9 protein-coding genes and 3 tRNA genes are annotated in these 11,952 nt (G+C 65.9%); 11 read left to right on the top strand and 1 reads right to left on the bottom strand.

Annotated elements, in window-relative coordinates; all coding sequences use genetic code 11:
- The first annotated feature begins 2 nt into the window (after nucleotides 1-2).
- The 5 genes from VFC51_14460 (at nucleotide 3) to VFC51_14480 (ending at nucleotide 1,995) form a co-directional block, all read left to right on the top strand.
- Nucleotides 3-224, top strand: a complete 222-nt coding sequence (locus VFC51_14460) for a DUF951 domain-containing protein (protein ID HZT08226.1) — start codon at nucleotides 3-5, stop codon at nucleotides 222-224.
- Nucleotides 221-1,633 carry an MFS transporter gene (locus VFC51_14465; GenBank protein HZT08227.1) on the top strand — a complete coding sequence of 471 codons (1,413 nt, stop codon included), beginning with the start codon at nucleotides 221-223 and terminating at the stop codon, nucleotides 1,631-1,633. The genes VFC51_14460 and VFC51_14465 overlap by 4 nt, the downstream gene beginning before the upstream one ends.
- 71 nt (nucleotides 1,634-1,704) lie before the next feature.
- A tRNA-Leu gene (locus VFC51_14470) sits at nucleotides 1,705-1,790 on the top strand.
- A gap of 20 nt (nucleotides 1,791-1,810) precedes the next feature.
- Nucleotides 1,811-1,886 (top strand) — tRNA-Val (locus VFC51_14475).
- A gap of 36 nt (nucleotides 1,887-1,922) precedes the next feature.
- Nucleotides 1,923-1,995 (top strand) — tRNA-Phe (locus tag VFC51_14480).
- Between the two features lie 73 nt (nucleotides 1,996-2,068).
- Here VFC51_14480 and VFC51_14485 read toward each other — a convergent pair.
- Nucleotides 2,069-2,629 carry a tyrosine-type recombinase/integrase gene (locus VFC51_14485; GenBank protein ID HZT08228.1) on the bottom strand — a complete coding sequence of 187 codons (561 nt, stop codon included), beginning with the start codon at nucleotides 2,627-2,629 and terminating at the stop codon, nucleotides 2,069-2,071.
- A gap of 91 nt (nucleotides 2,630-2,720) precedes the next feature.
- Between VFC51_14485 and VFC51_14490 the strand changes: the two genes are divergently transcribed.
- The 6 genes from VFC51_14490 to VFC51_14515 all read left to right on the top strand — a co-directional run bounded on the left by VFC51_14490 (nucleotide 2,721) and on the right by VFC51_14515 (nucleotide 11,937).
- Nucleotides 2,721-2,861, top strand: coding sequence for a hypothetical protein (locus VFC51_14490; GenBank protein HZT08229.1), 141 nt, complete (start codon nucleotides 2,721-2,723; stop codon nucleotides 2,859-2,861).
- A gap of 425 nt (nucleotides 2,862-3,286) precedes the next feature.
- Nucleotides 3,287-3,730, top strand: a complete 444-nt coding sequence (locus VFC51_14495) for a hypothetical protein (protein HZT08230.1) — start codon at nucleotides 3,287-3,289, stop codon at nucleotides 3,728-3,730.
- Nucleotides 3,731-3,868: 138 nt separating this feature from the next.
- Nucleotides 3,869-4,480, top strand: a complete 612-nt coding sequence (locus tag VFC51_14500; GenBank protein HZT08231.1) for a CoA pyrophosphatase — start codon at nucleotides 3,869-3,871, stop codon at nucleotides 4,478-4,480.
- Nucleotides 4,473-5,813 (top strand): MmgE/PrpD family protein, encoded by a 1,341-nt coding sequence (locus VFC51_14505; GenBank protein HZT08232.1) that lies wholly within the window; start codon nucleotides 4,473-4,475, stop codon nucleotides 5,811-5,813. The genes VFC51_14500 and VFC51_14505 overlap by 8 nt, the downstream gene beginning before the upstream one ends.
- Nucleotides 5,814-6,028: 215 nt before the next feature.
- Nucleotides 6,029-8,530: an efflux RND transporter periplasmic adaptor subunit gene (locus VFC51_14510; GenBank protein HZT08233.1), complete on the top strand. Its 2,502-nt coding sequence runs from the start codon at nucleotides 6,029-6,031 to the stop codon at nucleotides 8,528-8,530.
- A 62-nt stretch (nucleotides 8,531-8,592) separates the two neighbouring features.
- A complete protein-coding gene (locus VFC51_14515) occupies nucleotides 8,593-11,937 on the top strand; it encodes an efflux RND transporter permease subunit (GenBank protein HZT08234.1) in 3,345 nt (1,114 codons plus the stop codon).
- Nucleotides 11,938-11,952: the final 15 nt, after the last annotated feature.

The following is an 11,952-nucleotide window of genomic DNA, read 5'->3' on the forward strand; positions in this document are numbered from 1 at the left end:
GCGTGCCGACGGAGTTTCGCATCGGTGACGTGATCCGTCTCCGGAAGCCGCACCCATGCGGTGGCTACGAGTGGACCGTCGTTCGCATTGGCGCCGACATCGGCCTCCGCTGTACGACGTGCAACCATCGGGTGATGCTGCCACGGAGCGACGTCGAGCGTCGCCTCAAGGCCTTTGTCTCGCGTGTCGTGCGCGAGAATCCACTGAGCACAGCTGAGACGTGAGCCACGAGACGGACGACCGATTCGCGCAGCGCGAGAGCGATGACGGATTGCCAGACGTTCCCATCTGGCGAAACGGCGACTTCCTATCCTTATGGATCGCGCAGGCGCTCACGCAGACGGCGCAGAACGCGATCTGGTATGCGCTGCTGGTGCTGGTCGAAGAGGCGAGCCACTCCTCAACGCAGCTCGGGATCACGATCCTGTCGGTGATCTTGCCGTCCGTCCTATTCGGAGTGCCGGCGGGAGTGTTCGTCGACCGCTGGGACAAGCGGACGGTCCTCGTCGTGACGAACGCCGTGCGAGCGCTCATCGTCGTGGGCTACGTGATTTTTCATTCCACTCTGGCGCTCCTGTACCTGGTGAGCTTCGTCTTTTCGGTCGTATGCCAGTTCTTTGCCCCCGCGGAGACATCGATGATCCCGGCCATCGCGGGGAAGAAGCTCATGCAGGCCAACTCGTTCTTCCACCTGACCTTCACCGCATCGCAGTTCATGGGGCTGGTGCTCATCGGGCCGCTGATCGTCAAGCTGACCGGCTTGACGACCTTCTTCTTCAGCATGGCGCTCCTGTACGCGGCGAGTGCGCTGCTCGTGTGGCGGCTGCCCTCGCAGCGCGTTGCCGAGGTGTCGGGGCCGGCGAGGAACCCGCTCGCCGTGTTGGGTCGCCAGATGCACGAGGTCGCCCGGCTCCTGCGACGCGATCGCGCGATGATGGCGGCCATGGGGTATTTGACGCTGGGGATGATGCTGACGCTCATCGTCGCGATGTTGGCGCCGCGATTTGTGACGTACGTGCTCGGGGTGGCGCCGGAGGACGCCGTGATCGTGCTGGCGCCGGCGGGGATCGGTATGCTGTGTGGCGCCATTGCCCTCAGCCGCGCGAGCGGAGGGCTGCTGACGGACCGCTACCGCATCATCACGAGCGGCTTCGTCGTCGTGGCGCTGGCCCTTGGGACCGCGTCTGGCTTACCGACAGTCCTGCGCGTGTTCGGCCTCGTGCAGCCGGAGGGGGCCGAGGTGGTGCGGATGGGAAGCTGGGACGTGGCGATGGTGCTCATCGTCATGGTGTCGGCGTTGTGCGCGGGGTTCGGATTCGCGGGGATCGTGGTCGCCTCGCAGACGGTGCTCCAGGAGCGGGCGCCCCGCAAGGCGCTGGCGCGCGTCTTCGCGGTCCAGCTGACGCTCGGAAACTCGGTTTCCATCATCCCGCTGCTCCTCATCGGCGGGATCGCGGACTTGATCGGGGTCGGGCACGTGCTGCTGGGCATCGCGGTCGGCGTCATGATCGTCGCCGTCCTGAGCAGCAGGCGCGATGCGAGCTTTCGGTTGCCGCCGGTGGAGGCGCCGGCCGACGACGAGCGGGCGGACGCGCCTCGGAGGGGCAGCCCCGAGCTGCGTGGGGCGCCGTGAGCCGGCGGCGACGCAGCGAATTGACTCGTTTTTGCGGCGGTTCCTATAATACGGGGCGGCCCGTGCGATGAGCCCCGGTGGCGGAATTGGTATACGCGGCGGTTTGAGGGGCCGTGGACGAAAGTCCGTGCGGGTTCGAGTCCCGCCCGGGGCACCAGTGGCCGGTGGGCACAACCGGGGCGAATAGCTCAGCTGGGAGAGCATCCGGCCTACACCCGGAAGGTCACAGGTTCGAGCCCTGTTTCGCCCACCAACCGTGCAGCACCGCACCCATGCTCGGGTGAATCGAGCCGAGGTAGCTCAGCTGGTAGAGCACGCGACTGAAAATCGCGGTGTCGGCGGATCGAGACCGCCCCTCGGCACCCCAAATTGCGCTCAGAGCCCCGAGGGTCTTCGTCAAAAGCCCTCGGACTTCTGATCTGCCACTACCACCATTCATACCCCCATAGAAGCTTCCGCGGAGCCTACGAAGACCTCCAGCTTGGACGCGGCAGCTTGCTGCATGTCGCGGAGCACATGGCTCCAGATTTCCATGGTGACGGCAATCGTCGCGCGCCCGAGGCGTTCCTGCACAACGTTCGGATGCTCGCCGAGGGACACGAGCAGGTTTGCCGAGGAATGCCGGAAGTCGTGGAAGCGAATGTGGGACAGGCCCGCACGTTTGAGGAGCGGCTTGAACGACCGCCGCTGAATATTCTGCCGTTCCAGTGGCCCGCCGACCGCATTCGCGAAATCCAGGTCGTGGGTTGACCCCACGCGGGCCGACTTCCGTGCTTCGAGTTGTGCTTCGCGGCGCATCCTTAGCGCGTCCATCGCGACGAGCGGCAGCGTGATCGTCCGTCGCCCGCGGGCCGCAGCGCGGCTCGTTCTCGCCGCTCTCGCGAAATTTTCGTTCGCAGCGATTGGGCGGAGATCGGGGACGCGATCGACGCCGACCAGCTGCCGTCCCTCATGATGCAGAGCGGTCCGCGGGGGTGGAAGTGAAACCGCGACGATGTACTATCTGCAGCGTGACGAGCGGGCTCCTCTGCCACGCCGGGCGCCCGTGGGCGTGCTGCGTCTATCATGTGCGCAAAGGGAGGCGATGATGCGCTGGTTCTGGCGGCTCCTCGGTGCCTTTTTCCTGTACCACGCGCTGACGAAAGGTCCGTCCTACACGGCGCGCTACCTGGCCCGCAGGCAAATGCGGCGGGCGGCGAATCGGGCGATACGAAAGGTGATGCGGTAGGGCCTCGATCGCTCTTTGCGCTTTTTCGCAACCCAGGACTTTCGGAATTCGCGGACTTGTCTCGCATTTATGCACGCCGAGCGCAAGACTACTTCTCTGCGACGCTCCACGCGTCTCCGGACTGGCGCATATGAGGCCCTGGCGACAGAAGTCCAGCACCCTGCCTGCGAGGCCTTCGATCACTTGAAGCAGAGCCGCGCTGTCTTGCTCCGGTTCGAGAAGACGGGCCAGTGCTTCGAGAGCGCTCCGCCACCCGCCAGCGATCACGATGGTCCCGGGCCCCGTTCCGTCTGTTCTTCGGGCTCATTCGCTCGTCCATCGCCTGGATTTGTCCCCCGGCGGCCGTGCTGCGCGGTATAAATGGGAAGTCCGACGAATTTGAGCGGGATCCGAGCGCGCTCGACCGCTCGTCAAAGGAGGTCTCATTGCTCGCATCTTTCGAGGGGCTGTGGACTCAATCCTGGGCGTTGAGGCGGTGTCTCGCAGTGCTCGTCATCGCCGCTGCCCTCGGCGTCACGGCGAACGCGCTCCCATCGGTGGCGCCGACGGCGACGGCGCAGATTCAGACCTATCCTTCACCGTATTACTGCTATACGTGCACCGCGTATTACTACAATCCGAACTACGCAAACCGCGCGACCTATTACTACCCAAACGGCGTCACGACACCGCCCTACTATTACTATCAGAACATGAGCTACGTTGGCTATTTCCCCTACTATTACCCCTATTATTCCGGTCTCTACAATTACAACTACGCTTACTATCCTTCGTACTACCCCTACTACTATCCGTCTTACGGTTATGGGTATGGCTACTACCCCTATAGCTACTATCCATACTATCCGTATTACGGGTTCTACTACTAAGGCCGCGCCCTCTGTGACCTTCGTCTCGTCGCGCCGGGAGGGAGCATGCCTCCCGGCGCGCGCAGGACGGCGGCTGCGTGCAACCGGCCCCGCAGCCGGGTCCTGCGTTGTGCGACGGATCCCGTTTGGCGTTGCGCAGTGCTCGACCGGGACCGCCCCATGATGCGCGAGAACGCGCGAATCGCCGCCGTGCTCCTCCTGGTTTATCCGCGCGAGGGCGCGCCGCACGTGGTGTTCACCCAGCGAACGAACACCGTGAGCGCACACCGAGGTCAGATTTCGCTGCCCGGCGGCTCGCGCGACCCAAATGACGGCTCACTGGAGGTCACCGCCCTCCGTGAGACGCACGAAGAGCTGGGCATCGCTCCCGCGCACGTCGACGTCTGGGGGCGGCTGGACGACGTGTACGTCCATACCAGCAACTTTGTGATCGCACCGTACGTCGGCGCCCTTGGCTATGAGCCAACGTTTTGTGTGAGCCCGGAGGAGGTCGATCACGTCATCGAGGTGCCCCTCGACACGCTGCGAGACCCACGGATCCTCCGCGAAGACGACTGGATCCTGCGCGGCGCCGTGCGGCGCGTGCAGTTCTACGAATACGGGCGGTACCAGATCTGGGGCGCCACCGCGCGCGTCATCGAGCTGTTCCTCGCGAGTCCATATCTCGAGCGAGCCGCCGCGGCACCGGAACCTTGGGGCGATGGGAGCCGGGCGGGGGCCGTTGCGTCCAAGGAGATCCAGCATGGATGAGACCCAAGTGCTCGGTCGCTTCGCGGCCACGTTTCGCGCCGCGGACGTCCCCCAGGACGTGCTTCGCCTGAGCGCTCGCTGCCTCGTGGACTATCTCGGGGTGAGCCTGGGCGCCTGGGGCGAGCCGGCCGTGCAGATCGCCCTTGAGGTCGCATCGGCGCTCGGCGGCAGTGAGCAGGCGTCCCTCATCGGGGGAGGGCGCACCTCGGCGGTGAACGCCGCGACCGTGAACGGCATTGCGTCCCACGTCCTCGACTTCGACGATACCCACGACCCCACGATCCTCCACGGCACCGGGCCGGTCATGTCTGCGGCGCTCGCCGCCGGCGAGCTGGCGGGCTCGAGCGGCCCAGACCTCCTCGCCGCTCACGTGATCGGCTTCGACGTGGCGGCCCGAGTGGCCCTCGCCGTCCACCCCGAGCATTACGATCAGGGCTTCCACGTGACCGGGACCGCGGGCACGATCGGCGCCGCTGCCGCGGCGGGCCGCCTGTTGGGCCTCACCGCCGAGCAGATGGCCAACGCGCTCTCCACGGCGGCGGCGCAGGCGGCCGGCCTGCGGGAGATGTTCGGCTCGATGACGAAGTCGCTCCACGCGGGGAAAGCGGCGGCGAACGGCGTGCTGAGCGCGATGCTCGCCCAGCGCGGATGGGCCAGCAACCGCGAAGGCATCGAGGGTCGGCGCGGGTACTGGGCCGTGCTCTCATCCCGCGTAGATCCCGGTCGGGCAACGGATGCGCTGGGTGAGCGGTGGGAGCTCCGGAACGACGGCCTCAAACCGTATTCCTGCGGCGTCGTGAGCCATCCCACCATCGACGCGATGCGGCGCCTGCGCGAGACCGCCGCCCTGCCCCTTGACGAAATCGCCGAGGTGCGTGCGCGGGTGAATCCGTACGTGCTGGAACTGATGGGCAAAGTCAACCCCCAGGTCGGACTCGAGGGGAAATTCAGCATCTTCCACTGCGCCGCGATCGCCTATCTCGACGGTGCGGCGCGCGTCCGTCAGTTCTCGGACGAAGCCGTGCGCCGCGCCGACGTGGTCGCTCTTCGAGAGCGCGTGCACGCCGACGTCGATTCCCGGCTGCCCACGAGCGCGGCGTTTGTCCAGCTCGTGGCGAGGGATGGGCGAACCTGGGATGCTCGCGTCGATGCGGCGACGGGGACGCCCGAGAATCCGATGAGCGACCAGGACCTCGAGGAGAAATTCGTGGATCTCGTGGTTGGTCGTGTCGAGGGGGATCGCGCCCGGTCGCTGGTCCGACAGCTCCTCCGAGGGGATGCGGTTCCCGCTGCGCGGGAAGTCGTGGCGCTGCTGGTCGGAATGCCGGTCTAATAGTCCGTTAACAATTGGTTCGAGGACCGTTAACACAACGTCCTTATAGTGAGGTCGTGGACGAAGCGGGCTGGGTGATCGTCCTTGCGCACGGAAAATGTGTCGGCAAACGACGGTTTCGCTCCGTTGATGTCGAAATCGGGGTTGGATAGACTTAGGTAACTGCGGGGTCGGCAGCGGCCTCGCAGTTTTACGCATTAGGGTCGAGGGAATCCATGTTTGCACCGAGCCCGCGTCTCCAATCGAGCAAGCTCCCCATATTCGCCGCGGTCGCGGCCTCGGCGGTGATCCTGTTTCTCATTGGACGCGCGGTGATCGGGTCGCGAGCGCCGCAGGAAGCGCGGACAACCGCGCCGCGCGCGCAGGCGGCTGTTGTTCGGACGACGCACGTCGCGACCGGACCCATCCGCCAGGTATTCACCTATGCGGGATCGATCCAGGCGGTCGATCAGGTCAGCCTCGTGCCCAAAACGTCGGGGATCATCCAGACGATTCCGGTGGACGTGGGCACGGAGGTACGCGCCGGACAGGTGATCGCAACCCTCGATCCGGGAACCCTTCCGGACCAGCTCGCGCAGGCCCAGTCCGGCTATGAGCAGGCGCAGGCGAAGCTGCAGCAGGTTCTGGCGCAGGGGCGACCGGACGACGTCGCCGCTGCGCAGGCCCAGCTCCAACAGGCGCAGGCCAAGCTCGACAGTCTCTTGCAGCAAGGCCGACCCGAGGACGTGCAGAACGCTCAGCAGGCGCTGCAGGCGGCCCAGGCCAAGCTGGACCAGATGATCCAGGGCGGCCGACCCGAGGCGATCACGCAAGCGCAGGCCGCACTCGACGCGGCCAATGCGAAGCTCGCACTGGTCCTTCAGGGCCCCACCAGCGACGTGATCCAGGCGGCGCAGAACCTGGTCAACTCGGATCAGGCCTCGGTCGCGGCAGCGCAGGCGGCATTGACGAACATCAGCAACACCGTCAACTCGGATGTCCAGGCGGCCCAGGCGGCCGTGAACGCGGATCAAGCTGCCCTCACGCAGGCGCAGGACGCCCTGACCAATCTTCCAAAGACCTTTCCCTCCGATTTGAAGGCAGCCCAAAACGCGTACGATGCGTCGACGCTGCAGCTCGCTCAGGCCCAGAGCGCGTACGAGGTAGCGAAAAACCAGCGCGGGGTGCCCACCGCCAGCCAGCTCACAGCGGCTCAGCAGTCGGTGCTGCAGGCTCAGGCCTCGTACGATCAGGCGGTTTCGGCGCTCACGGCGCTGCAGAATCCTCCCCAGACGAGCTCGAGCTCCTCGGGCTCGTCCGGTTCGTCCGGCTCCTCGGGCTCGGCCAGCGTGTGCCAACGCGACCCGAGCTCCCACACGATGCTCAATCCCGCGGCGTGCTCAGCCGCCCTGACGGCCGCAACTTCGGCTGTCGCCTCTGCGCAGCAGGCGCTCACCACCGCGCAGAACAACCTGGCCCAGGTGCGGCAGGGACCCTCCCCCGAGCAGATCCAGGCGACGCTGACGCCGCTTCAGCAAAACTTTGAGCAGGCTCAGTCCAACGCCGCGGCCGCGCGGTCGAAGCTCGACGCGCTGGCGACCGGTGGAATCGAGATGCGTCAGACGGAGCTGCAGAGCACGCTGGAGGCCGCCCAGCAGAAGCTGGCGGCTGACCAGACGAAGCTCGATGCCCTGATGGCTTCGGGTGTCGACGCACAGCAGTTGGCCGCGCAGAATACCCTCACCGCGGCGCAGGAAAAGCTGAAGAGCGATCAGGCGCACCTGAGCGAGCTTCTCTCGCAGCCGCACCCGGAAGATGTGCAGCAGGCTCAGGCAGCGGTTACGCAGGCGCAGCAGGCGCTGGCGCTCGCCATCCGCCCGGCCAGCGACGATGACATACGCGCGCAACAAGCGGTGGTTGCGCAGGCCCAGGCGCAGCTCCAGAAGGCGCAGCAGCCCTTTACCAATGAGGACATTCGCCAGCAGCAACAGGTTGTCGCCCAGATGCAGGCGCAGCTCCAGGCGAAGATTCGTCCATTTACCAGCGACGACATTCGTGTCGCCCAGACGGCGGTCGACCAGGCGCGGGCCCAGGTAGCCGTCGCGCAGTCGAATCTCGACCAGATGGTGCTCACCGCGCCATTCGATGGCGTTGTGGGCCAGAAGATGCTGGATATCGGCGCGTTCGCCTCGCCCCAGACGCCCATCATGACCCTCAGCGGGCACGGTCTGGAAGGGCACATCACGGTTGAGGAGGCCCGAGTGGGGTCGGTGGCGCCCGGTCAGGCGGTGCAGCTGACGGTGCCAGCGTATCCCGGCGTGCAATTTCCCGGGCACGTCGCGACGGTGGCGCCAGTTGGCGATCCCCGCGCCCACACGTTCGACGTGACTATCTTCCCCGACAGACAGGATCCGCGTCTGCTCGCCGGCATGTACGCGCAAGTGCAGGTCACGGCGGCCGAAAAGGCCAACGCGGTGCTCGTTCCCAAGGAAGCGGTCGTCCAGCAGGCGACTGGCTCGGTCGTTTTCGTCGTGGAGGGCGGCAAGGCAGTGGCCCGCCCGGTCCAGGTGGGACTGAGCGACGACACCAATCAGGAGATCACGAGCGGCCTGAACGTCGGAGATGAAGTGGTCATTCAGGGCCAGAACAGTCTCAAGGATGGCCAGCCCGTTGTCGTTCCGTCCGCCTCCCAATCCGCCCCCGCGGCGCCGCAGGCGTCACCGCGTCCCGCGGGGTGAGCGCCGCGGTGGATACATATTCCCGAGGAGCGGCCCGAACCTAGCCTGACGGAGGGCGCCCGGTGACCCGATTCGCGATACGCCACCCGCTGCCCATGCTCATGGCGGTGCTGGCAGTGGTGCTTATGGGCGCCGTGGCGCACGGATACCTCAACGTCGATCGACTGCCGCCGCTGAGCTTTCCCGTCATCACGGTCAACGTTGGCTACCCCCAGGCCGCCGCGCAGGACGTCGAGCAGCTCGTCACGCAGCCGATCGAGGACGCGCTGGCGGGTGTTGAAGGCATCGACACGATCGAGTCGACGTCTTCTGAAGGGCGCGCGCGTATCCGCGTGACGCTCTCCGAGGGCGCGGACCCGGACCTGGCGGCGTTGGACGTCGAGCGGCGGATCTCGCGAATTCGCGCGAAGCTACCGGCGGAAATCACGGACCCGTCCATCTTCAAGGCCGATCCGAACGAAATCCCGGTCATGAACATCGCGCTGACCGGCGCGCCGCCCGATGACCTCTATGACGTTGCCCAGAACCAGCTTCTCCCCACCCTTGAGTCCGTGGTCGGCGTGGCAAGCGTCAACCTGAGTGGCGGGCTCCAGCGAGAGATGCAGGTCCGCGTCGACTACTCCAAGCTTGCCGCCTACAACCTTTCGGTCCAGCAGATCACCGACGCGCTGACCGGCGCGAACGTCACATCGACGGTGGGGTCTGTCGAGAACGGATATCAGCGCCTCAATGTGCGCGCGGTCGGCGCGTTCCAGAGCCCCGAAGACCTGCGCAATCTCGTCATCGTTCAGCCCACGGGTGGACCCGTCCTGCTGCGTGACGTGGCCAACGTGCAGGAGGGCTACAAGCAGATCACGCAGATCCAGCGCATCAACGGGCAAGACGCCGTGGGGCTTTCCGTCGTCAAAGCGTCGACGGCCAATGCCCTCGAAGTCGCGGACGGGATCCGCAAGGCCCTGAACCGCCTCCAGTCCACGCTCCCCGCCGGGACGCAGGTCTATGTTACGAACGACCTGTCGAAGTACACGCGCACGGCGCTCGACGCCGTCCAATCCGATCTCGTCCTCGCGGTCGTCCTGGTCGCGCTGGTCGTGCTGGCGTTCCTGCACGCCTGGCGCAATATGATCATCATCATCCTTGCCATCCCGACTAGCATGATCAGCACGTTCCTGGTCATGTTTATCCTCGGCTTCAGTCTCAACCTGATGACGCTCATGGCCCTGGCCCTGATCGTAGGCATCCTGGTCGACGACTCGACAGTGGTCATCGAGAACATCCATCGCCATCTGCAGATGGGTGAGGAGCCGAAAGAGGCTGCGCTCCGTGGGCGAAACGAGATCGGCATGGCCGCCATGGCCATCACGGCGGCCGACATCGTGGTCTACACGCCCATCGCGTTCATGAGCGGCCTCGTGGGCCAGCTCTTCCGGCAATACGGGCTCACCGTCGTCGCGGCCACGATCTTCTCGTTCCTCGTCTCCTTCACCCTCACTCCGATGCTGGCATCTCGATGGTTAAAGCAGGAGGAGGACCACGGGTCCGGCCTCCTCGCTGGGTACGGTCGCTGGTGGGACCGGTGGTTTGATCGGCTCGGGCGTCTGGTCGAGCGGGTTGTGCCGGCCGCGGTGCATGCCCGCTGGATTGTCGTCGCGGGCGGCGTGTCGCTGCTCGTGATGGTCGCCTTGCTCATTCAGACTCGCGTCGTGGGCACTGAGTATGCGCCCGGGGAAGACAGCGACGCGTTCCAAGTCAGTATGACCGCGCAGCCAGGAACCTCCCTCGACGTCATCAGTCGCGCATCCCAGCAGGTCGAGGATGCGATGCTGCAGATGCCGGAGGTTCAGTACGTCTTTAGCACTATCGCCGCGCCCGGGGCCGGGTTCGGCTCCACCACCGCCGCATCGTCCAGAATCAGCGTCCAGCTGATTCCCAAGAAAGAGCGCGAACGGTCGGTCTTCGACATCGTGCAGCAGGTTCGACAATTCGGTCGTCAGATTCCCGACGTGCGCGTGATCCCCTCGGTTCCCAGCTCCTTCCCCGGAGGGGGCGGGAGCGGCGGACTGAACTTCGACGTGAACGGCCCGGACGTGGACGTATTGAACCAGCTTGTCGACCAGCTCGAAGCGGCGGTCTCCCGAGTGCCAGGGCTCGCCGACGTGCAAGACTCCAGCGACCAGTCGTCGCCGGAGGTCCAGATCGTGTTCGATTCGGCGCGGATGGCCCAGCTCGGCGTGACGACCCAGCAAGCGACGACGGCGCTTCGGACGACCCTCGGCGGCCTCGTCGTGACCGAGCTTCGCCGGCCAGGCAAGCTCCAGGAAGACATAACGGTGATCGCCGGCGACGCCGATCGCACGGACTTGAACAAGCTGGCCGCGATCCCCATCAAGGGCACCTCGGCGAACGCGGCCCTCACGGCGTCGGCGAGCTCGACGTCCTCAAGCTCCGGTGTCAGCTCATCGACTGCGCTCGTCACTCTCGGCCAGGTGGCCACGATCCGGCCGGGGACGGGGCCGGTGCAAATCCAGCGGTTGAACCGAAACCGGAACATCGAAGTGAGCGGTACGGCCGTGGGGCGCCCATTGGGTGACGTCGCGGGTGACATGCAGGCCGTCCTGAAGGCCGAGCCCGTTCCGGCGGGATACACGGTCTCTCCGGGCCGCTCGGTCAACCGGTTCACCGAGGCGCTGATGGCGCTGCTCCAGGCGCTCGTCCTCGCGCTCATCATGGAGTACATGCTCCTGGTCGCGCTGTACGAGTCCTGGTTCTATCCGTTCGTGCTGATCCTGTCGGTTCCGCTCGGGCTCGTGGGATCGGTCCTCGCCCTTTGGGTCACGGGCAACACCATCAACATCTTCTCGCTGATGGGGCTGGTGATGGCGTTCGGGCTCGTCGCCAAGAATGGCATCCTGCTCGTGGACTTCACGAATCAGCTACGGAAACAAGGGATGGAACGCACCGCAGCCCTGGCCCAGGCTGCTCGGACGAGGCTGCGGCCGATCCTGATGACTTCGTGCACGATGCTCTTCGGCATGTTGCCGCTCGCCTTTAAGTCCGAATCCGGGGCGGAGTCGCGCGCGCCAATGGCCGTCGTGGTGATCGGGGCTATCCTCACGTCTACGCTGTTGGCGGTCATCGTTCTTCCGGCCGTCTATACGTTATTCGACGATCTCCAGTCTCTCCTGGCGCGCAGGCCGGCGATGGTCCCCACGACGGCGCCCACGCCCGCGCCGGTGCCGGAGCCGGTGCTCGCGGCGAGCGACGTCGGAGCCCAGGCCTCCTATCGGAACGGGGCGCGAAGGGGCGCGGGCTACTACTTGCGGCGCGCGGCCGCGCTACGCGAGCGGAGACGAACGGCGAACGGCGAGGCGCCGGCCCACCCCTCGCCGACCCACGAGCCCGCCTGACCTGAGGCCGCGGCG

It is taken from the genome of Chloroflexota bacterium, assembly GCA_035652535.1.
Lineage (GTDB): Bacteria > Chloroflexota > UBA6077 > UBA6077 > SHYK01 > DASRDP01.